General features: G+C 39.3%; 21 protein-coding genes. 7 read left to right on the forward strand and 14 right to left on the reverse strand.

What is annotated here, in order from left to right; all coding sequences use genetic code 11:
* The first annotated feature begins 114 nt into the window (after nt 1-114).
* Both rmuC and BM380_RS14650 read left to right on the forward strand, forming a co-directional pair.
* Nucleotides 115-1584, forward strand: coding sequence for a DNA recombination protein RmuC (rmuC, locus tag BM380_RS14645; RefSeq protein WP_090494977.1), 1470 nt, complete (start codon nt 115-117; stop codon nt 1582-1584).
* A gap of 104 nt (nt 1585-1688) precedes the next feature.
* Complete coding sequence (locus BM380_RS14650) at nt 1689-2486, forward strand: DODA-type extradiol aromatic ring-opening family dioxygenase (RefSeq protein ID WP_090494979.1); 798 nt, start codon at nt 1689-1691, stop codon at nt 2484-2486.
* Between the two features lie 75 nt (nt 2487-2561).
* Here BM380_RS14650 and BM380_RS14655 read toward each other — a convergent pair whose 3' ends face one another.
* A complete protein-coding gene (locus BM380_RS14655; protein ID WP_090494981.1) occupies nt 2562-3458 on the reverse strand; it encodes an MBL fold metallo-hydrolase in 897 nt (298 codons plus the stop codon).
* A gap of 71 nt (nt 3459-3529) precedes the next feature.
* On the opposite strand from BM380_RS14655, the gene BM380_RS14660 reads away from it, so the two are divergent.
* Nucleotides 3530-4459: a LysR family transcriptional regulator gene (locus tag BM380_RS14660; RefSeq protein WP_090494995.1), complete on the forward strand. Its 930-nt coding sequence runs from the start codon at nt 3530-3532 to the stop codon at nt 4457-4459.
* 90 nt (nt 4460-4549) lie between these two features.
* Entirely contained in the window at nt 4550-6886 is a 2337-nt protein-coding gene (locus BM380_RS14665; RefSeq protein ID WP_090494997.1) for a S9 family peptidase, read from the forward strand.
* A gap of 209 nt (nt 6887-7095) precedes the next feature.
* Here the strand turns inward: BM380_RS14665 and BM380_RS14670 are convergent, their stop codons facing one another.
* The 5 genes from BM380_RS14670 to BM380_RS14690 form a co-directional block, all read right to left on the reverse strand.
* Entirely contained in the window at nt 7096-7911 is an 816-nt protein-coding gene (locus BM380_RS14670) for a hypothetical protein (RefSeq protein ID WP_254772076.1), read from the reverse strand.
* A gap of 33 nt (nt 7912-7944) precedes the next feature.
* A complete protein-coding gene (locus BM380_RS14675) occupies nt 7945-8976 on the reverse strand; it encodes a hypothetical protein (RefSeq protein ID WP_254772077.1) in 1032 nt (343 codons plus the stop codon).
* 465 nt (nt 8977-9441) lie between these two features.
* Nucleotides 9442-10710, reverse strand: a complete 1269-nt coding sequence (locus BM380_RS14680; protein WP_090495001.1) for a HipA domain-containing protein — start codon at nt 10708-10710, stop codon at nt 9442-9444.
* The gene (locus BM380_RS14685; RefSeq protein ID WP_090495002.1) at nt 10703-10990 is read right to left on the reverse strand and encodes a helix-turn-helix domain-containing protein; all 288 of its coding nucleotides are present in this window, start codon (nt 10988-10990) and stop codon (nt 10703-10705) included. The genes BM380_RS14680 and BM380_RS14685 overlap by 8 nt, the downstream gene beginning before the upstream one ends.
* Nucleotides 10991-11421: 431 nt before the next feature.
* A complete protein-coding gene (locus BM380_RS14690; protein ID WP_090495004.1) occupies nt 11422-11733 on the reverse strand; it encodes a hypothetical protein in 312 nt (103 codons plus the stop codon).
* A gap of 109 nt (nt 11734-11842) precedes the next feature.
* Here BM380_RS14690 and nhaR point away from each other — a divergent pair, with 109 nt between their 5' ends.
* Nucleotides 11843-12736: a transcriptional activator NhaR gene (nhaR, locus tag BM380_RS14695; RefSeq protein ID WP_090495005.1), complete on the forward strand. Its 894-nt coding sequence runs from the start codon at nt 11843-11845 to the stop codon at nt 12734-12736.
* A gap of 60 nt (nt 12737-12796) precedes the next feature.
* Here nhaR and BM380_RS14700 read toward each other — a convergent pair whose 3' ends face one another.
* Nucleotides 12797-13171, reverse strand: a complete 375-nt coding sequence (locus BM380_RS14700) for a hypothetical protein (protein ID WP_090495007.1) — start codon at nt 13169-13171, stop codon at nt 12797-12799.
* Nucleotides 13172-13236: 65 nt separating this feature from the next.
* On the reverse strand, nt 13237-14046 hold the full coding sequence (locus BM380_RS14705; protein WP_076920298.1) for a sulfite exporter TauE/SafE family protein: 810 nt from the start codon (nt 14044-14046) through the stop codon (nt 13237-13239).
* 445 nt (nt 14047-14491) lie between these two features.
* Between BM380_RS14705 and BM380_RS14710 the strand changes: the two genes are divergently transcribed.
* Nucleotides 14492-15466 (forward strand): DUF1852 domain-containing protein, encoded by a 975-nt coding sequence (locus tag BM380_RS14710; protein WP_090495008.1) that lies wholly within the window; start codon nt 14492-14494, stop codon nt 15464-15466.
* A 31-nt stretch (nt 15467-15497) separates the two neighbouring features.
* A complete protein-coding gene (locus tag BM380_RS14715; protein ID WP_090495010.1) occupies nt 15498-16538 on the forward strand; it encodes a methionine synthase in 1041 nt (346 codons plus the stop codon).
* Nucleotides 16539-16954: 416 nt separating this feature from the next.
* Here BM380_RS14715 and BM380_RS14720 read toward each other — a convergent pair whose 3' ends face one another.
* From BM380_RS14720 to BM380_RS14745, 6 genes are all read right to left on the reverse strand, one after another.
* The gene (locus BM380_RS14720; RefSeq protein ID WP_090495011.1) at nt 16955-17497 is read right to left on the reverse strand and encodes an HNH endonuclease; all 543 of its coding nucleotides are present in this window, start codon (nt 17495-17497) and stop codon (nt 16955-16957) included.
* Between the two features lie 43 nt (nt 17498-17540).
* Nucleotides 17541-19295, reverse strand: coding sequence for an ATP-dependent nuclease (locus BM380_RS14725; protein ID WP_090495013.1), 1755 nt, complete (start codon nt 19293-19295; stop codon nt 17541-17543).
* A gap of 97 nt (nt 19296-19392) precedes the next feature.
* Nucleotides 19393-20148: a hypothetical protein gene (locus BM380_RS14730; RefSeq protein WP_090495015.1), complete on the reverse strand. Its 756-nt coding sequence runs from the start codon at nt 20146-20148 to the stop codon at nt 19393-19395.
* Nucleotides 20149-20318: 170 nt separating this feature from the next.
* On the reverse strand, nt 20319-20879 hold the full coding sequence (locus tag BM380_RS14735; RefSeq protein ID WP_090495016.1) for a hypothetical protein: 561 nt from the start codon (nt 20877-20879) through the stop codon (nt 20319-20321).
* Nucleotides 20880-21215: 336 nt separating this feature from the next.
* The gene (locus tag BM380_RS14740; RefSeq protein ID WP_090495017.1) at nt 21216-22304 is read right to left on the reverse strand and encodes an IS91 family transposase; all 1089 of its coding nucleotides are present in this window, start codon (nt 22302-22304) and stop codon (nt 21216-21218) included.
* A complete protein-coding gene (locus tag BM380_RS14745; protein WP_090495018.1) occupies nt 22301-23134 on the reverse strand; it encodes a tyrosine-type recombinase/integrase in 834 nt (277 codons plus the stop codon). The genes BM380_RS14740 and BM380_RS14745 overlap by 4 nt, the downstream gene beginning before the upstream one ends.
* Nucleotides 23135-23226: the final 92 nt, after the last annotated feature.

The raw sequence follows: 23226 nt of genomic DNA on the forward strand, positions 1-23226 counted from the left end.
TGAGCCAGCTTTACTAGCTGGCTTTTTTTATGCGCTTAATTTAGTGTTTTACCCTACTGCTAAAGAGCGTAATTCGTTATGATGGCATGTCACTAAATTTTAAAAGTTTATTCTATGTTTACTTCGTTTTTATCCCATTTAGATTGGTTAAGTGTTGGTACTGGCGCTATAGCCGGTATGGCTATTTTCAGCGTTGTATCAGTCCAGTTAAGCAAAAAAATAAAGCGCCAAGTGAGTGAGCAGCAACAACAGTTATTGTTATTACAAAGCCAGTATGAGCATACGCAAAATCAATATGCCTCTTTAGTGGAAGAGCACGACTTGTTAGGGCTTACTCATCAAGAGCAACGTGATCAGGCGCAACATTTTAAAACGCGATTAACTGAGCAAGAAAAACAAAGTCAACTTTATAATCAATATTGGCGTAAAGCCGAAGCCGAGCTAACCGCCCTGCGCGAGCAATACAATCTGCGCGATGTAGAGCTTAATAATATACGCACTACCCTTGAGCAAAAGCAGCAACATTTTAGCGAGCAACTCGCCCATATAGAGCAAAGTAAAGAAACGCTTAAAAAAGAATTCGAAAATTTAGCCAATCAAATCTTAGAAGAAAAATCGCAAAAATTTAAAACCCTCAATCAAGAAAGCATAGAGCAGTTACTCAAGCCGGTTCAAGGTGAGCTAAAAGGCTTTAGAGATAAAATGGAATCTATTCACGTTGAAGATTTAAAACAACGTGCAGCACTTAAAACCGAGCTATTACATTTACAAGCCAAAAGCCAAGCCATTACCGAGCAGGCTGACAAGCTAAGCAATGCCTTACAAGGGCAAAAGAAAACCCAAGGTAATTGGGGCGAGTTAATGCTTGAAAACGTGCTTGATAGCGCAGGACTTCGAGCTGGCACCGATTACAAGCGAGAAGTGTCTTTTAATACCGAAGACGGTCGTTTGCGCCCTGATGTTGTGGTGTATTTACCTCAAGGACGCCACTTAGTGATTGATGCAAAAACATCGTTAAATGCCTATACCCGCTACGTAAATGCCGAAACAGAGCTGGAATCTCAACAAGCGATTAAAGAGCATGTAAATGCCGTAACTTCCCGTATAAATGAGTTGGCCAGTAAATCGTATGACCGTTTACCAGGGATAAACTCGCCTGAGGTTGTTATTATGTTTGTACCGATTGAATCTGCGTTTGTAGAAGCACTTAAATACCAAAGCGACATTTACCAGCAAGCAATCGAAAAAAACATTTTGGTTGCTACTCCTACTACCCTGTTAACCAGTTTAAATATTGTTAAGCAGTTATGGCGCTTTGAAGAGCAAACTAAATATTCAAAAGAGCTGGCTAATCGTGCTGAGCGTTTTTACAGTAAGCTCAACGGCTTTTTAACCAGTATGGAAGGGGTGGGTAAACAGCTCGATAAAGCCAAAGAAACCTACGATAAAGCATTTTCTCAGTTATACCGTGGTAAAGGTAACTTAATTAAACAAGCCTCAGAATTTAAAGAGCTGGGTGTATCGGTGCAAAAAGAGTTACCTCAAGAAAGCGTTGAACGCGCTCACTTAGAGCTTGATGAATAAACACCACATATAATATTTGCGCACTAAGGTTGTGCGTTTATGTGGCTAGTTATTTACTAACTGCGCAGGCACTATAATGATACCTGTCCTTTAGGATTAACCACATGCAACGCCCAACCGTTTTTTTCATTTCACATGGTGGCGGCCCAATGCCATTACTAGGTGATGCCAACCATGCAGAAATGCGAGCCTGCTTAGAACAAGTTGCCGCTAAAATCCTAAAGCCTTCTGCTATTTTAATGGTCAGCGCGCATTGGGAAGCTCAACCAATTAGTATAACGGCGCACTCTTCACCGCCGCTTATTTATGATTACTATGGTTTTCCTGAGCAGGCGTACCAATTAACTTACCCTTGTACTGGCCAGCCGCAACTTGCTAATTTAGTACAACAAGCGCTCGCAACACATAATATTGACTCAAAACTCGATCCACAGCGTGGTTTTGATCACGGTATGTTTGTACCGTTAAAAATTATGTATCCAGAGGCCGATATTCCCTGTGTGCAAATATCCTTGCACCCAAGCCTTGATCCGCTGTTGCATGTTGAAATTGGTAAAGCGTTGCAACGTATTGATTACGATAACTTATTAATTATAGGCTCAGGCTTTACCTTCCATAATATGCGCGCTTTTGGTGTTACTCAATCAAACGATGTTAACCAGCAAAATCAGGCATTTGAAAATTGGTTGGTAAGCACAATCGCAGATCAAACATTAACCGAGCAACAGCGTGAACAGCAATTATTAGCATGGCAGCAAGCTCCAGCTGCACGCTTTAATCACCCTAGAGAAGAGCACTTGTTACCGCTACATGTATGCTATGGCGCTGCTATGTGTGCAAGCACTGAGGTATTTGAATTAAATATTGCCAATAAACGAGCCAGTATGTATTTGTGGCAATAATAAAAAACACGCCAGACTTTGCTAGGCGTGTTTTTTGGTTCTACTGTATTTATTACAGTGGTTAAGCGTAAGCAATTACCATTTCATTTCGCCTTTATGAACTTTAGCGCCAATGCTAAGAGCCATAGGTAATACAGCCTCTGGGTATGAGTTGGTCATTTTATCTATCAGCAGCTTACTGCTATCACTACTTTGCTTAGCGTGTGCAAAATCCTTTAAATACTGAATTGAAAAATCAATATTTGCAGCATCTAATTGAGTGCCTGCTTTCATATGCCCAGGGATCACCACGTCAGGGTTGAGTGCTTTCATTTCATTAAGTTGCTTTGCCCATGCATTTTGCTCTGCCTGAGTTTGTGCATCGGCCATCCATAAATGAACATTAGCGTATACAGCCACATTCCCTAAAATAGCTTTATTATCAGGTATCCATAAATATGGGCGATGATTATGCTCACCCTCTGTGCCACGAATTTCAATGGTATGGCCTTCTATTTTTAAGCTATTACCATTAAATACCTTAGGTACGACGGGGTTTTTTGGTGCGTTTTCCCCCATTATTGGGGTCCAGAAAGCAAGTTTACCTTTAAGCTTTGCTGCTATTTTTTGGTGCACTGCCGGTGTGGTAATAACCTCTGCCTCAGGAAAAAACTGTTGTAACACTTCAGCGCCAAAGTAGTAATCAGGATCGGCTTGGCTAATAAAAATAGTTTTTAGTTGTTTACCAGAGTCAATTACTTTGGCGGCAATGCGCAGTGCATCAGCTTTGGTAAATCCGGTATCAATTAAAATTGCATCGGTACGGCCATAAACCAGCGTGGCATTAACATGAAAGCTATTGCTGTCAGCGTTATACACATCAAGGGTTAATGGGGTTTCGTCTGCAATAGCGATATTGCTGGTTAATAGTGTGCTTAATAAAAGCGTGCGTAGGTTCATGGTATTCTCATCATTGGTTGCTAATGCGAGCATAATAAAGGTTTGATATGTTCAGAAAAACAACCAATAATTAGCATCATTGTTTCATAAATCGTGCAAATACTATGGATAAACTCACCGCAGCGCAGGTTTTTGTTGATGTTGCCTACTCAGGCAGTTTTACTGCCACTGCCGCTCGGCTTGAAATGTCACGCCCTATGGTTACTCGTCATATTGAGTCGGCAGAAGCATGGCTCAATACTCGTTTGCTACACCGAACTACCCGCAAAGTTACACTTACCACCGCTGGCGAGGCCTGTTTACCCGAAATAGAGCAATGGTTAGCACAGGCTAACCGTTTAGTTGAACAAACTAAAAGCCAGCAACAGTTGTCAGGTAAAATTCGAGTAGCGACCAGTATGTCGTTAAGCTTTGCACAATTAGCCCCTATATTTACACGCTTTATGAAACGTCACCCTAACGTGCAAATAGACATAGATCTTGAAGACTCAACCACAGATCTAATAGAGCAGCGTGTTGATTTGGCAATACGTATTGCAGCCAATCCTGATCCTTCGTTAATAGGTAAACCTATTGCCGAGTGTGAATCTATATTAGTGGCCTCAGCCGACTACCTTGCTGATTATCCGCCAATAACGACACCACAACAGTTAAGCGCTCATCAGTGTTTAGGCTATAAAAACTTCGACCGATATATTTGGCATTTACACAACGGGGATGAGTTTCAATCTGTTGATGTTAAATGCAATTTAAGTGCAAACGAGGCCACCACATTACTTCATGCAGCCATAGCCGGTGGTGGTATTTCAGTACAGCCTACGTATTTGGCAAATCAATATATACTTGATGGTCGCTTGCAGCGTGTATTAGCGCCATGGACATTAAACCCAATGAAAATATATGTGCTTTACCCTTCTCGTCAGCATTTATCGGCAACAGTAAGAGCACTAATCGACACGCTCAGTGAAGAATTTAAAAATCCAGCATGGTATAATTATAAAAGTTTGGGTTTAAACCATAGCTTTGTGCGTTAAGCATGCTGATATTGTGTAGGTTATTTTGTTACAGTAAATGTAATAAGCGCCTTAATCCATAAAGGTCAGCAGACCCAAGGAACAATAACAATGAATCTGATCAAAATATCGGGCTTGGCACTCGCCATTGTTGCGGGCTTAGGCTTGCAAGCATGTTCAAGTACCAGCATAACAACCAACAATAATGCAGCGATGAGTACCGTGAATAATCCATTAAGCCTAGCGCAAATTTATAAAGATAAAGAGTTTAAAACCCAGCGAAGCACTTACTTTAAGTGGCTAGACGATGGTACCGGCTACACTGTGCTTGAAGAGCGCGAAAGCGAAAAAGAAAAAGCAGACGATAACAACACCGATGACGACAAAGAGCACGGTGTAAAAGGCAACGACATTGTATTTTACAATGCTGACGGCACAGGCCGTAAAGTATTGGTTGAGTTTGAAAAACTGTTGCCAGAGGGCGCAGACGAGCCATTTGCAATCGAAAGCTATCAGTGGTCAAAAGACGGTAAATGGCTGATGGTATTTACCAACAGTGAGCAAGTTTGGCGTTCGCGCAGCAGAGGGGATTTTTGGTTACTTAACCTTGAGACTAACCAATTACAGCAACTTGGTGGTAAAGACGTTGAGCCAACTAAGTTAATGTTTGCTAAGTTCTCGCCAGATAGCTCAAAAGTGGCTTACGTACGCGACAACAATATTTATATGCAAGCGGTTGGTAGTAACGATGTAACCGCGCTCACAACCGATGGCAGTGCCACCATTGTTAACGGTAATTTTGATTGGGTATACGAAGAAGAGTTTACTATTGCCGATGGTTTTCGTTGGAGCCCCGACAACAAATCAATTGCCTATTGGCAGCTTGATACCAGTGACGTTAAATTTTTCACTATGATCAACAACACTGACGAACTGTACCCTACCCTTAAAGAGTTCCCTTATCCTAAAGCGGGTGAAACCAATTCTGCCGTGCGTGTTGGTGTGGTAAGCCTTGCTGATAAACAAACCCGTTGGGCTGAGCTTGAAGGCGATAACCGCGACCGTTATATTCCGCGTATTAGCTGGGCAGGCAGCGGTAATGAATTAATGATTCAAGACTTAAACCGCCCACAAAGCCACAATAAGGTCTGGTTGTTTGATTGGCAAAAGCAGCAACTGACTAAAATTTTAGAAGACAAAGACGATGCGTTTATCGAATGGTTTTATAAAGCCAACTGGTCAAAAGACGGTGAGTTTTTTATTTGGCATAGCGAACGCGACGGTTGGCGTCATCTTTACCGTGTATCGCGCGATGGCAAAACTATTATCGACCTAACCCCAGGCAATTACGACATTATTGATATGCTGAGCATCAATGAAGATAAAAACGTAATGTATTTTATTGCCTCGCCAAACGATCCTGGTCAGCGTTATTTATACAGCACACCGCTTGATGGCAGCAGCAAACCGGTACGGGTCACACCTGCTGAGTTTGAAGGCTCAAACAGCTACTACATGTCAAAAGATGCCTCATGGGCTATGCACACTTACTCAAAATTTGGTAAGCCACCGACTAAAGAGATTATTAAAGTGGCAGATCATAGTAATGTAAAAACCTTAGTTGAAAATACAAAGCTTAAACAAAAACTGGCTGAACAAAGCTTACCAAAGCATGAGTTTTTTAAAGTAAACGCGCAAGATGGCACCGAGCTTGACGGCTACATTATGTTCCCAGAGAACATGGATAAAAGTAAAAAATACCCAATTGTGTTTTACGTATACGGCGAACCATGGGGTTCAACCGTGCAAGACCGCTGGGAAGGTAACAGTTACTTATATAAATCGTTACTAACGCAAAAAGGCTTTATTGTGGCATCGGTTGATAATCGTGGTACACGTGCACCAAAAGGCCGCGATTGGCGTAAATCAATTTATAAAAAAATTGGCTCAATTACCGTGCAAGATCAAGTTGATGCGCTAGATGCGATGGCCAAACGTTGGGATGTAATCGACACCGACCGTGTTGGCGTGTGGGGCCATTCAGGTGGCGGTAGTTCAACCCTTAACTTACTGTTCCGCCACGGTGATAAATTTAAAGTGGGCATTGCCTCAGCACCGGTGCCAGATATACGTTTGTACGACACCATTTACCAAGAGCGTTATGCGGGCAACCCAAACACCGATCCTGAGAGTTACGATAACACCTCGCCTATTACCTTTGCTAAAAACCTAACCGGTAAGCTATTGCTTATTCACGGCACAGGCGATGATAACGTGCATTATCAAGGCTCTGAGCGCTTAATTGACGAGCTTGTAAAGCATAACAAGCAGTTTGAGTTTTTCTCATACCCTAACCGCTCACATAGCCTACGTGAAGGTAAAGGCACCACCTTGCATTACCATACAATGATGGCTGACTTTTTTGAAAAGCACTTACTAACCAAGTAATCGCTTTAAAAGTAAAATACTAAAGCCGCACACTAATTATTAGTATGCGGCTTTTTTAATCAAAATGTAATGGGGGTTTACAGCAGGGTGTAAAGGTTAACCTTGAGAAAGGAAGTCTCATGTCCTTATACTAAACCTAAATAACAAGAACCTGAGTAAACTTTACTGGAAGATGACTTTGGTCTTTTGCTTTCTTAAGTAGTATTAATTTAGCTATCAGCAGAGCTATTTAATAATTTACTATTCTCTTTTAGACTTTCTATATGCTTAAGCATAATACCTTCCATTAAAGGGGTAATAGCTGCATTAGCGTCTTTGTACCAAGGTTTATCATTTTGAGACATATTTAGATCGAATGTAAAATTAGCCATAAGATAATATTTTTCATTCAATTGCGTTGCAAAAATGTATTTTTTCTTTGTTTCGTTAGAACGAATCTCTGTATATTTTATCCACTCAATATTGTTAAATGTACATTCATCAAATTGAGATATTTCAGGGAAACCTGAATTTAATAAGTTAGACTCTATGTGATGTTGCTTTTCTTCGTCTGAAAATGGTGTAGCTCGGCGAGCAGAATGAGCTTCTATTTCATTGATGAGCTCAGTATTATGCCCTTTAAAATATTTACCTATTGAAGAGGAATTATAATAGTCGTTATATTCCTTTAGAATGGCATGGCCGAGTTCTTTAGTGCTAGTGACTGGAGATGCGAGCTTTCCAATAGTAATATTGAGCCGCAGGCTTCCCAACTCATCTGACATCGGCGTTCGCATTAGAGGCCAATAAAACCAATAGGACTCATGAATTGGAATATATCTAGAATGTCGAATCTGACTATAGCTAGTTTCAAACCAATTTGCTTCTGTAAAAGGATAATTTACAATTTTTGTTTTAGGTTGTTTCAACGGATTACAAACTGGAAGAGCAACGGTCAATTTAAGCTCTTCGTCTAGGTAATAATGCTCTTTTTGAATATTATTAAAATCAGGGCCTCCGCGATAACCGCGGAGTATTTTTTTCATTAGCATTTAACTATCCCTCTCAATACAACCACTCTAAGTATTTTTCTCTATATAATTTAGTACGTCTTGTGCTCTCCGATGATTACCAGCTAAGCGCAATTGAGTATGATAAGACTCTAGCCCCAAATAAGGTAATGTATGTGGGCTGGTTAATTCTGTTCCTAAAAAGGTAAGACTCATAAACTTTAAGCTACGAATTAAACTGCTGGGAGATAGATTATTTTGTCCTGCCATATTAGGTACTACATCAAAGGGGTTACTATTAGCTTGATGTACTAACATACCCAATCGCGCTGCTGCGGATTTTAATCGCGGAAGGTATGCTCCAGGTGAGTGAACTGCTACTTGTTGAGAAGTTAGTCGAATAGTATGAGTTTTAGCAAATTCTTCAAGCGCCGCAGTAAAAATAATAGCCCCTTGACTGTGTACTACCCATTTTATTTTCTTTCCTTGTTGCTGAGATTGAAAAAAAATGGCCGCCAAATGTTGTGCATTTTGTGATTTAGTTCCTTTGCGTTTATCAAATATGCATTCAACAACGTCATACAGCATGCGATCAGTCGGGTTGTGGAATAAAGTGTATGTATCAAAACTATCTTTAGGGTAAGCTACATCTAAGTGAGCGCCCATTAACCAAGCCGCTTTATTTAAATTATTCTGCATCCCATTCACTGCTGCATGATGATTAGAAACTTGAGTAGCTCCAGAACCTGATAATCCCCATGAGTCTTTATTCTGTTGCAACTCATCACTATCCCAAGCCCCAGTAAATCGACCACCTTGGCGTTTTACATTGTATAACATGTTTCGTTCTAGGCTTGCTCTTGGCTTTGGTCCAGTGGCACTAACATCGAAATATATATCGTGAATTACCACTTGGTTATCTGCTGTAATTTTAAAGTCTATTAGATAATGATATGACTTGAATTGGTCTCTAGAGCGAAATAAGCGTTTAAATGGCAGCGTGCTGTGCTTAACCGAACTACAACTATTTGGATTTTTGCAAACAAAGGTAATTTCTTTAATCACTTTTTGTTGGTCAAATTGATTTAAATTGGCCAGCATAGCTAAGGCTTGTTATGTGATTAAAATTCGAGTACTTTTTAGATCTACAGGGTCACAAGTTAAGTTATATGATTGAGCAGTTGCCTCGTCTAGCCCAATATGGTTAAAAGCGGATGCTTTTCCGGTATGTTTCCAAGTCATAATGTTCTTCCTTTTACATTTATTTAGACAGATGATATCTATTCAAAAACCCTTAGTCTAGTGTGTTTTAGAATCAATATATTTAGCAAGAGTTTAATAATGGGAATCTAAATACTGATCTTGGGAGCTAAGATAAGAACTCAATTTATTAGTGTGCGGCTTTTTCAATCAAAATGTAACGGGGGGGGGGTCAAAGGTTTTGTTTGAAGTACAACAGCACCCAACACTAACTATAGGAAGTCCATACTGAATGAAAATTTTTTATCGAAACGGGCTAAAACGTTGTGTTCATGAGGAACTTTTATTAATCCTCATTTCCTTGTTTTAACTCAGCCGCCCAACCATTTCTTTAACTACTAAAAACTGCACTTGTCTTAACATTCTTAATTCCGCTGCGCGTACATCCGCAGATGGCATATTTACAACTTCTTGGTATAAGTTGCTAAATTCACTCTCTATATTATCTACAAAATAACTTAGTTGCTTTACTGCGGCAGAGTTTGGAATACCGAGCTCTTTTGCAAAAGCGATTACATCTGCTTTAGTAACATCACAAAAACGTTTTTTATTATTGATAGGAACGGATAAGGCTTCTTCTAGAGGGTTACCACCTTCTGAAACATAAATAATGGTGCTTAATAAATCATAAAACGGTGTTATTTGCGCAGATCCGTTTTCGTAATAAAAGCTAATATTTTTTAAATGCGCATCCCCATTCCCGACTAATAAATTATAAATCACCCATTGATATAACTTGATGGCCGTTGCCGCTTTAGGGCGTACGTTATTGAGTATTTTTTGGTATGTTTCAACCGTTGATGCAGAATATTTGGAGTGTCTGCTATAACTTAACAGCTGGCAACTATCTATAATATGCTTACGCTCTTGATCAGGATAACTTCCTGCACGGTCAAAGCGCTCAACCAAATAGGCTGGCTCGGGTGTATAAATGAGCTGCACATTGGGTACATCTATTCCTAGGCGCTTGGCTAGTTTCATCATAAACCATTCATTGCATGTCGTTTGCCAATATTGGTCTGGCTCAGAATGATCTGGTTTAAGTATATGAGTTGAAGGTGTGCCTTCATTTCCTTCAAATAATTCATCGCCGAGCTTAATAACTAGCATTTTATGCTGCGCGCCAGCAAGTGACATACGGCTACTTTGGCGGATATTTAACGGTGCTCTGGGTAAGTTTTTAATTCGCCTAGATAGCTCGGCAAAAGGTAACGGTATTGCACTAGGGCTTGGAAAATCGACATGCTCTGGTAAAAGAGTTAAAGCACCAGCAGACTCAATGCCGGATGCAGTAAGTAGAGCAAATGAATCCTCGTGATCCACTTTCACTTCTTTTGCCAATAACTCACGTGCATTTTCTTCTGGCAGTAAATTATCAAAAAACTGCTGCACAGGCCGCGTAGTACCAGAATCAAGAATGATTTGATCTTGTAATGGAATGCTGGGAGTTATTGCAAATTTATTAGCTGAGTTAAGCCAATCTTGATCGTATTTAAATGACCAAAAACCATTACTATCTTGTAACTGGCCCATGAGCTGTTTGCCAGCATAAACATCAAGTGATCTATTATTCATTGCCAGCCACCATGTTCTGGATTTGCATTAGTAATTTACTTTTAGCCTTTTCATCATGTTGAGGTACAACCACGTCTATTTTTACTTCTAAGCCTAAAGCTTCCATTAAATCAAACGCGCGGCCGATTGATAACGAACCTGTGCCATTTTCAAAGTCACTCACTGTATTAATACTAATACCGGAGAAATCTCCCGCAGTTTTTTGATCAAGCTTTTGGCTTTTCCTCACTATACTTGCCAATTTACCTAATTGTTTTGCTGACTTTATCGTGACTTCCATAACCCATCCAAAATTCACAGTGTTTTGTGAATAATAGTAAAAATAGTACAGGAAAGCTAATGATTCACAATATTTTGTGAATTATTATGAAAGTTAACTCACTAAAGGATAAATTCACAGTATTTTGTGAATTAGTAAATTAATAGGCATGAACCTAATAAATTCACAATAAACTATGAATTTAGGTAATTGAAAATTTCACTCTCTTTTTAATCAAAATGGTGCGGTGGTTTACAATTGAGGTCAAAGGTTAAAGGAACAAGGTCAAAGAATTTTAGTTACGGTAAGTTGGGTATAGTCCAACAAAACCCAACAAGGAAATACTGCTCAATAGTCAATAATTGAATCGTCTAATATTAAACATAGCTTGGAATTAGAGAGGCATTAAAAGAGTAGCATCCATGCTACTGCAAGTGCGATATTAATACAAACTAAGAGCTTGGTTGCGAAGGTTGGTACTTATTAACGATAATGTGCTGCAAACTTTTAAGTGCCCGCTTTATCGCTTGCAGCATACTTCTTCCCTTTGTATTTACATTAATACTGGGTAGCCCAGGCAAAAGAATATTAATTTTGCATTGCTGCAAAGTGCCGTGGCGCTCACTCGAAAAATCATTTATTTGAATCTCAACTTTACGAATATTCAAAGCATGTTTTGCCAATTGGCTTTTTATCAACTTCAAAAGCGACATCTTTTCACTTGCGTTAATTATCTTGTTTTTAACTGTAAGTTTTAGCTTCATGCAATTACACCTTTTAATAGTAACTATGTTGCAGGCATGACTGTAATCTACTAACTTAGTGGCAAAGGAAAAAGCTGATTATTTCTTACTTTAAAACAGGTATTTTCGAATGATTACCAACATTAACTACAATCACTTATATTATTTTTGGCAAGTAAGTAAGCACGGCAGTATTGCAGCGGCGAGTAAAATACTTAATTTAACGCCGCAAACGGTCAGCTCGCAAATTACTAACTTAGAGCAACGACTAGGAAAACCGCTATTTATTCGTCAAGGGCGAGGCCTACAGTTAACGGAGTTTGGCCATGTAACTCAGCAGTACACTAATGATATGTTTGCTATTGCTCACGAATGGCTAGAAACCACGCAAGGTGATACCACGCACTATTCACGAACGTTAAAGGTCGGTATTTCAGATGTGTTACCCAAATCACTGGTGTCTAAGTGGCTAGCGCCTTTAATTAATAACGACCGTATTACAAACTTGCACTGTATTGACGGCCAACAAGATGAACTGCTTGCGCAAATGGCGATTCATAAGCTCGACTTAGTGTTAGCTGATAAACCACTCGATACCACCTTGCCATTTAAGGCGTTTTGCCATGAAATAGGTAAAAGCCAAATCGCTCTTTTTGGTAACGAAACATGGCATTCGCAGTTACATAAGCAGTTTCCGCAGTCTTTAAATAACAAGCCTCTAGTGCTCCCCGCAAAAGAAAGCCCCGTCGCGCGGGCTATTTATTATTGGCTGCAAGAGCAAGACATTGAAATGACAATAGCTGGCCATGTTGACGACAGCGCATTAATGAAGTCGTTAGGTGAGCAAGGGTTTGGGATATTCCCTGCGCCTATTTTGGTAAGAGCCGAAGTAGAGCGCCATTACGGCGTTAATTACATTGGTACAATTGATAATGTTTATCAGCATTATTATGCTTTTACGCCTGACAGGCTAATTAAAGACAGTATTTATGATGAATTTATAAAGCATGCGCAAATGACGTAGATTTTAGTTAATCGTCTTAAGATTAACGGGCGTCGGGGTGCGGGTTACGGATCTAAAACCTTACAGTTCAAATAAATATATTAAAAATATCAACAAAGCGATAAAGAATACCGGAGTGAGCAAATAAAATATGATATTGGCTACTATTTTATTGTTATCTCTAAACTTTAATATTTTTTGGCGTGCGGCAATTAAGGCTGGAAATGTAATAAACCCTTGGATACCGATAGCTAAAGTAATAGTAAGTTGCATGATAATAATTTGCCAGTATTGCTCTGGGTCATCAATTAACGATGCTTGTTGATAGTCGCTGCCTGTCGTTCCAAGCTGATGGGCAGTTCCTGTAATTAACCCTATAATAGGTGATATCAAAAAGAACAAAGCAACACTTAAGATTGTTTTATCAACTTTATCCCTTAATTTAATTATTTTCATAGCATCCTTGCCTTAAAGTTTTTTATTTCAAAATATATTCACAAGCAAGCCTGCGAACTTTAACCTTATCGAGTAAACATATTAATTGCCATTACAATTAATAAGCCGGCAAATATTTTCTTTATGGTTGAAACTGGCAAATAATGGGTGGCTTTAGCACCGAGTGGCGCAGTAAACCATGAGGTGCATACAATACCCAATAAAGCGGGCAAATATACAAAGCCTGCAAATCCTTCTTTTAGGCTAAATAACTGGCTGCCTGAACTGATATAACCCATTGAACCAAACAGCGCTATCACAATGCCTGAGGCCGAGGCGCAGCCAATGGCTTTTTTCATATCGACAGAAAAAAACGTCAGTAACGGCACTAATACTGCCCCGCCGCCAATACCTATCATGGCAGACAAGCCACCGGTTATGGTCGTATAAACACTCAGCAACCCTTTGTTTGGTAACGGGCGCGCTATTGCTGAGTCATTCTTACCTGAAAAAATCATTTTTAATGCAATTAGCACCACGCTTACAGCAAATACCAAACGCACTACATGCTCGGGTAACAGCGCAGCTATAAAGCCACTAATAAGCGCACCAAAGGCAACGCCTGCCATAACCCAAGGTGCAATATTCCATGGTACATTGCCATTTTTATGATGCGCAATAGCCGACGAAGTCGAGGTAAATAAAATAGAGGCCAGTGAGGTCGCAATGGCAACCACCACTACTTGTTCAGGTGGCAAAGCATTAAAGTGCAGTAATATCATGCTGAGTATGGGCACAATCACCAGCCCGCCCCCTATTCCTAATAAGCCTGCTAAAAAACCAACACCGCTACCTAATATGGCGCAGTATATAATTAACACTATTAAATCACTCATTCCTTTTGTCTCTTCTTATGTTGTGGAAAGTTCTGCGACGGCGAGCTGCTTAATAAAGCGCTTAAGCTCACCTAAGTTTATTCGAGTATATCAACAACCGTTTATGCAAATTGGACTTTAAGTACTTATGAGCATTGAATAATACTCACGTTTTGTATGAATAAATCACAAAACCCGTAAAAACATCTAGAAATCTAGACTTCTAAAGTTGGTTTTTTCTGAGTGGGAGCGTCTACTAGCCTAATTTATCCATTCAACTTTGTTAAAGAATGAATCTGGCTCATGTTTTACCTGAAATAATACCGTTTTTCTTCATGCTACATAGCGCGTATAAATTTATTAACTCTGCAAAGCACCATTACAGTTATCCCGTTAGTTTGGTTTTAACAGCGAGTAATGTGCCATTGATAAAAGCAGTAACAACTCAAATTGAAAGGATACGGCTATGAGCACTGATCTTACATTTACTATTAAAAGCACTAACTTGGATGAAAACTACCATCCGTCAAATAACACACGAATTACGACCAATTTCGCTAATTTAGCTAGGGGTGAAAGCCGCCAACAAAACCTGCGTAATACCCTAAAAATGATCAACAATCGTTTTAATGCACTGGCCAGTTGGGATAACCCACAAGGGGATCGTTACGAGATTGAGCTCGAGATCATTTCGGTTGATTTAGACATTGCAGGCAGTGGCCAAGCATTTCCGTCAATTGAGGTATTAAAAACCAATATTATTGACCGCCAAACCAACGAGCGAATAGAAGGCATGGTGGGTAATAACTTTTCATCGTATGTGCGCGACTACGACTTTAGCGTGTTATTGCTTGAGCATAACAAAAGCAAACCGCAATTTAGCATTCCCGATAACTTTGGTGACTTACACGGCAAGTTGTTTAAATGCTTTGTAAACTCAAATACCTATAAACAGCACTTTAAAAAGCCACCGGTTATTTGTTTAAGCGTGTCAGATAACAAAACCTATCAGCAAACCGAAAACTTACACCCTATTTTAGGCGTAGAGTATCAGCCTAATGAGTCGTCGTTAACAGAGCAATACTTTAAAAAAATGGGCTTACAAGTGCGCTACTTTATGCCACCAAACAGCGTTGCACCATTAGCGTTTTACTTTTTTGGTGACCTACTTAACGACTACAGCAACCTTGAACTAATTAGCACTATTAGCACCATGGAAACGTTTCAAAAAATTTATCGTCCAGAAATTTATAACGCCAACGCCGCCGCAGGTAGCCGTTATAAACCGAATTTAAAAAATGACGATCATTCGTTAACGCAAATTGTGTATGACCGCGCAGAGCGAGGTCAATTAGCGGTTGAGCAAGGCAAATTTACCGAGCAGCACTTTATTAAGCCTTATCAGTCAGTATTGCAGGAGTTCTCGGCAAGTATCGCTTAATCACACAACAAAATTAAAGGCAGCATTTATTATGAAAAAACTATTACCTACATCATCAGCAGGCAGCTTGCCAAAACCGTCATGGCTTGCTGAGCCCGAAACCTTATGGTCACCGTGGAAATTACAAGGCAGTGAGCTGGTTGATGGCAAACACGACGCCCTGCGTATTTCCCTGCACGAGCAACAAACTGCAGGCGTAGATATAGTCAGCGATGGCGAACAAACTCGCCAGCACTTTGTAACCACCTTTATTGAACACTTAAATGGCGTTGATTTTGAAAACCGTAAAACAGTTAAAATTCGCGACCGTTACGACGCCAGCGTACCCACAGTGGTTGGCCCTGTGTCTCGTACTAAATCGGTATTTGTTGAAGACGCCAAGTTTTTACGCCAGCAAACCAGCCAACCAATTAAATGGGCACTGCCTGGGCCAATGACCATGATCGACACCCTGTATGACGATCACTATAAAAGCCGTGAAAAACTAGCATGGGAATTTGCTAAAATACTCAACCAAGAAGCCAAAGAGCTAGAAGCCGCAGGGGTTGATATAATCCAATTTGATGAACCCGCTTTTAACGTGTTTTTTGACGAGGTAAACGACTGGGGCATAGCCTGCCTTGAGCGAGCTATAGAAGGGTTAAAATGCGAAACCGCCGTGCATATTTGCTACGGCTACGGCATTAAAGCCAACACCGATTGGAAGAAAACCCTTGGCACCGAGTGGCGACAATACGAAGAAGTATTCCCTAAGCTGCAAAAATCGAATATAGATATTATTTCGCTAGAATGCCAAAACTCACATGTACCCATAGAGCTACTAGAACTGGTACGCGGTAAAAAAATAATGGTGGGCGCAATCGATGTAGCCACCAATACCATAGAAACTCCCGAAGAGGTGGCCAAAACCCTACGCGAAGCACTTAAATATGTAGATGCCGACAAACTCTACCCATGCACCAACTGCGGCATGGCCCCCCTGCCCCGCGACATCGCAAAGGGCAAACTTAACGCCCTAAGCAAAGGCGCAGAGCTAATACGTAACGAGCTATTAGCAGCGAATGTCGCTTAATTTTTAGTTATAGCTGCTGTAAAAAGCCACACCTTAACACATGTTGAGGTGTGGCTTTTTTGATCAAAATGTCATGGGGGTTTACAGCTGGATTTAGAGGTTAAAGGCAAAAGGTTAAAGGTGAAAGGTTAAAGGTGAAAGGTTAAAGGTGAAAGGTTAAAGGTGAAAGGTTAAAGGTGAAAGGTTAAAGGTTTTAAGTTAGTTGAATATTGGTTGGGTTGAGTGCAATAAACCTAGCAAAAGTAATTAAACCTAACCGAGCCGCTAGGTATTATTGATTTGAAAGTACCCCATATACAGAGAACGCCAACGCCCCGCTGAGGGGCAATAACACGTGGGCTAATAAAGTTTGGATCGAAGCGACTGAGCCCACGTGTTATTGTCCCAGGGAGCTTGCGACCGACTACAGCGGTTTGTTATAGCCCATTTTTTAATAGAGCTTTGATCTCTTTTGGGGTAAAAGGTTTTTCTCTTGTATGAGCAACCCTATGACATGTTGGACATAAACAAACTAAGTCTTTCAAAGTTACTATACCCTCACCTTTAATGTGAAGAGGTGTTTTATGATGACACTCGATTACGAATTTTTTCCCAACTTTTAATATGAAACCACAAGCTTGGCATGTATGTTTATCCCTTATTTTGCATTGCTCTATAATTTTTTTATTGCGAGACAACGACGCCCATTTTTTATCGATTCTATAGCCTTCAAAGGCTTCACTGTCATCAAAGTTGTAATCTGGTTTAAGCGACTTCCTCTTCCGTTTTTTATGACTAAGTGAACAATCCGGGTTTCGTGATAAATGTTCAAAATGAGCGGATTCGCCACCATGCGGGTTAACCGGCTCCTGGCATTCAATACAACCGAAAGACCAGTGATTTTGCGTGGCTTTAATCTTTAAAGCTTTCGCGACGGTGATTTTTTCACCTTCGAATAAGCATAAAATTGCAGTTGGCATTAATCAATTCCTTGTGTCCTTTGAATTGGCTTGTTAGCACTATTTAAAACGGTTCCTCAACAATCTCTTCGAGGTGCTCTTGCGTATATTCATTGTTATAAGGCTTATCACCAGCAACCTGTTTTAAGAAATTCACAATGCTTTTTTCCTCATCACTAATATCTAGAGTTTGGGCAAACTCATATGCTGACAAAGGTTTTCCCTTATCGGGATCGTGAGAATAATCATGACTATGTTCAAAATTTCTGACTGACACATAGCGCTTAACAGATGATCCATTTGATTTTGCTGCTTCCATAGCATCCCAAATCTTAGCATTTAATGTCCAAGCACTATTAGCTTTGGGATCTCCATCTTTTTTCAACCTCCGTTGTCCTTCGGTGTAAAGATACCTTTCATCAGAATCATGTATTACGTGTTGGTTTATTTTAAAATGGCTTAATACTTCTATGAAAAATGGAATGTTATTCTTTGTACCTGTATTTAGTACAAATAAATCACTATTTGGGTAATGCTCATATATTAAGCCACGCAAAACTATTGCTTCTGTATCACCTTCAACCAAAATCACTTCATCAGAAAAAAATGTTTCACAGATGTGAGGGTTAAAACGATTAAGCATTAGAACTCGATCTTTCGTTTCCTCATCTTTTGAGAAAACATTATCGCCTGCTTGATAAATAATTGTTTCGCCATTCTCTTTCTTCACAAACCGAGCTAAAGAGGTATGCTCTCTGCTCATATCAATTAATTGAGGGTCATGAGACACACAAATTATTTGATAATCATCTTGTTCTGCTATTTGGTATAGAGTATTCCTGAACTTCCTTTTATTACTTGGATGCAAGTACAACTCTGGCTCTTCAAACAAAATAATGTGTTTTTCACCATCTTTAGTATCTTTAAACAAAGACAATATATTAATTATTGCCTGTCTAATTAACCCATGACCATGCAGATCAAATTTACGATCTATTTTAGAAACGTTTTCATCGCCACCTAATAGCTCTTCAGCGGCTTCAACAGCTTCGGCAAGTTTAATTTCTTCATCTTTTTTATCGCCGATAGTGACACTGAAATCTTTTTCAAAAGCCTTGCTTAAATCAGCTTCCTTATAAGGCGTTGATTGTATATTTAACTGAAGCTCGGGAAATGTTTCACTAAAGTAACGATTAGCTTTCTGGCTTATTTCTCCAAGATAACCTTCATTCTCAACCTTTTCTTGCAACGACTTGATAGCCGTAAGAGCACTACTATATTCAGCTTGATGATTATCTTTTAATTTTTTCAGTAACTTATTTTTTATTTCTTTTTCTAACCAATCAGTTAATGATTTGACACTCGGCATAGCCTCAATAAAAATGATATTCGGCGTAGCGTTTGTCAGAATAGGTTCTAATCCTCCAAACCCACCGGCAACAAAATCACTTTTCTCAATGCTATAAGTCATTTTAGTTGCAGCTTTATCAACTTCGCTCCACACTTTTCTAAACTTGACTAAACCATTAGCATCCACCCATTTATCCAAACCCTTTTCATTGAAATTATCAATATCACTATCTTCTTTAAGAAAAGTAGCTTCTATTACGATTTCCTTGGTTGTACCTTGTTCATAAAAATCTGTAATCAAGGCTTTTTGAGAAGGTGATGTAAAGTACTTGTAGGCATGTAACACGCTAGATTTCCCAATATTATTTTTTCCGAAAAGAAAAACAATATTATTATCTTTGAATTCAATTACATTCCCTTCGCCATTAATGGCGCGAAAGTTATTCATTTTTAGAGATACAAGCTTCATTCATTATCCTTATGCCAGAAATTGACGAAAAATTTGTCCGATTTAACGCATTTGTTAGAAGCGCATTTACTTACACATCTAATGTGTCATTTACTATCTAAAAACTATAAGCAAAATCTTCCATTTCCAAACCATAATTTTGATTTTTCAGTAGAAGATAACTTAAATGACTAATTTCTATATATGGGAAATGTTCTGACTGACCAACCGATTTGAAATGCCATTCACCGTCATCGGTCTTAGCAAGATTTAAGTAGTAATTACTCTTGCCGTTTCCTTTCCCTTCTTGCAGCACCCCTAAACTCAACGCCTTGTTTAATTGATTTTTATTTAGCCAAAAAAGTCTGCTTTTATAACCATTTAGTTCTAAGTTTCCCGCAGCTTTTTTGTTTTTAAGGAATTCTACTCTGTCTTTAGATTTAGGAATATTGAACTGTGAATTATACAATTGATCAGCCCAAGTTTTTTCAAGCCACTCATCCATTGAATGCAAAGTTTGAGCGTACGAATCTAAATGAAAGTGACGACTCGGTTCTCCAATAAATTCTGGTTCAAAAAGCACGAAAGTAAGTACAGGGTTATTTTGTTTCATTAAATGTGCAAACTCCTCCTTATCTATTGCAATTGAAGCTCGCTCTTTGACAACCAATGAAGATTTAACTTGTATGCTAATTTCTTTTGAAATTTCCCCGAGAAACTTTTGTCTTGCTTTATTGGTCACTAATAAATCTACACCAAAATCAGGATTGAATTTATGCGCTTCAAAACCATGAAAGAAAATTTGGCTAGTAACAATATGTTCAGCACAATTTCCACGATAAAAATTTTCAAAGTTGTCTGCTGTTAATGACATTCTTACTCCTTGTCTATGTCGCCTAAATTTACTGTAGCTGATAGGGCGTCTCTAACACATTACTTAAATATTTTAACAATTGAAAACGCGTTTAAGATCAGCTTCTAACGCCTAAATAACAGGCTAAAAATAGTGGGCTAAAATGGAGCGAAGCGAACAGCCCACTGTTTTTAGTCCTTGTTGATTTTCTTGTTAGGCTTATATTGATACATAGCCTCGATGTTTTTTTTAATATCTTTGATTTTAATTTTAGTACCTAAAACATCTTCGATTTGCATACTTTTTGCTTCGTGTAATTCATCGTTAAAAAAACTTCGAACCTCATGCTGAAAGTCATCAATTCCATATGATACTTCAAAATATTCAGATTCCTTTAATACGACACTAGTATTTTTAATAGAAAAAACTGAACGACGTGTTTCTGGATCTCTAATTGCGTCTGAAGCGTTTACATTAAGTTGATCATAGTCTGGATACCTAAGAGCGTTGCCCCAACTAGAATTTTTAGCTATCTTTTTAATTGATGTAAGGATTATTGGTCTTAACCCTGTATTTACAATTTTTATATACAAAACTGGTGGTGGGTCATCTGGATCTTGCGACATATCGTAAACAATTTCTGACCATGAAATCACCTTTGCCCGATCTCTATATATATTAAATATAGTAACCGCAGCACTTATAGCAGAAATAAAAACGGCAATTATAGAAATTAATAATGGAGTTTGCACATGACTTCCTTGTAAGCCTAACATTTTAGTATTTATGCGACACGCTGTTTGTGTTGCATAATCGCTTGTTGGACTGAGCCGCTACCTGCTCGGTGTGTCAGAGTTGGTGTTGTTTATGCTATGGGAATTTGCTTTTTGGAGGCTCTCACTTTCCTAGCTGATTTAATCAGCTTAGCTAGTGTTATGTAAGCTTTCCCTGCATTGCTCAGCGCTTATTATGTATTCATTACACCTAAATTTGCCTTAATAAGCAATTATATTTTTTACACGTACAAAGGCCGCTAGCCTGAGCAGTTAAGCAGGTTAACTAATTGATTTTAAGCAGCTACCTAGCTGCTAACTCGTTCGCCCTACTTTGGTCCTTGTTTCATATAACTGGAATACGCCAATTAATCGCATTATACCTGCCTTACAATGCTGGCAAGGCCAATGCGGTATCAGTGTTACGTTTTCTGTCTTTAGCTTCTCCACTTTACCTATGTGTGATTCTTGTGACCTTATTAATGCTAACTTTCGCTTGCGACATGCATTAGCTAAAAAACCATAGTGACGAATGCGCATAAACCCTTTCGGCAATACATGTTGTAAGTAACGACGTAAAAATTCGTCACAACTCAGTGTCATGATCTTATCGCGGTTATTATCTGCATAATCGTGGTATTTAAAGCTCACTGACTGCTCATTCGCTGACACTAATCGCGATTCTGACATCACGCCTTTTCGTGTATAACGAGCAAGGTAACTAACTAGCTTTTCACTGTACGTTAAACAGGCTTTGCTATACACGCACCATTTTGTTGGCATGTTTATCTTCACGAATGAACTATCGCATTCATTTAACGCCGCCAGCATTTTACCTCTAAAGACTGTTGATAACGCTTTCACGGGGTATAAATAGCCTTTTTCTATTTCATGCCAGTGCGTTTTTTCAAGTGCACCTGCGGGTATCAAACAATGCAAGTGGATATGCTGACTTAAGTTTTGCCCCCATGTATGCAGTACGCTTGTCATGCCTAACTGACCATGCCTCTTTCGTTTCGCAAATTTGTTCAGCGTTTGCCATGCGGCTTTAAATAAACACTGGTACAACGCGTTTGGGTTATAGTGCGCAATGATATTCAACTCATGGGGGAGCGTAAAAACAAGGTGGAAATACCGACACGGTAATAAATCCTCTTGCTGCCTTTGCACCCACTTAGCCGTAGCCATGCCTTGGCAACGCGGACAATGACGGTCTCGACAGCTACATCCAATCTTTTGTGACTCACCACAGTTATCACATTGCCATGCTTGGTAACCGAGCTGACCTGTTCTGCATGATTGAAGGTGCTGACAGACACGCTGTTGTTGATAGCTCATCGTATGATGCTGGCGATAATTCTCTAGATTCGAGTTTAAAATATCAGCGAGGTGTAAAGCGCTCATTGTTTACTCCAGCTCGCAAGCAAATCAATGCCGCCATGACCTAACTCTGGTAACCAATGTAAGTAACTTTGTGTGGTTTTAATATCACTGTGACCAAGCTGATGTTGCAGTTGATGAAGTGGCATACCTGATTCAAGTTGGTGTGTTGCATAAGCATGGCGTAAAGCATGTGGGTTACAGTGCTTTAAGCCACACGCTTGTGCATGTTTTCTCAATGCCTTTCTGAAGCTTGAGGGTGACATGGGTTTATCCATTAACCATCGTGAATAAAACATCCAGCCTGTTGGGTGATACATTTTCCAATAGCGACGTAATTGATTTAGCACGCTATCTGATACAACAACATAGCGTGACTTATCTCCTTTACCATGTTCAATTAAAATGGTTTTACGCTGTCCATCTATGCCTTGCACTTTAATGCGTAGCAGTTCGCCAATACGCAAACCACATCCATAACACACCACTATCAATGTTTTTAAGCGCATATCGGTGCAACTTTCTATAAGCCGTCGCATGTCATCGCGCGATAAATACGTGGGTGCGCGAAGTTTTACTTTTGGCAGTACAATATCTAAGTTAAGTGGCCGATGTAAAATATTCTTAAACAAGAACCAAATACTGTTTATCTGTATTTTTTGGCTTGCTCTAGAAAGTTTACGAATCGCAGGATCGTTAAAAAAGGCGTTAAGTTCCTCATCAGTAATCGAATCGAGCGGTTTATTAAAATAATGACTGAGTTTTAGTAAATGTTCACAGTAGCTTTTACATGTACTTTGCGAATAACCACGATAGGCTATTTCAGTTTTGACTTGTTCAATGAGTGTATTCATGACTTACCTCCAAGTTATGGGATAACCCCAAGGTAAGTGTGGCTCAAATGGTCAGAATAGGATCTCCGCGTAGCGGCTTAGTTCAACAATTT

The sequence above is a fragment of the Pseudoalteromonas sp. DSM 26666 genome, from assembly GCF_900116475.1.
Taxonomy (GTDB): Bacteria; Pseudomonadota; Gammaproteobacteria; order Enterobacterales; family Alteromonadaceae; genus Pseudoalteromonas; species Pseudoalteromonas tetraodonis.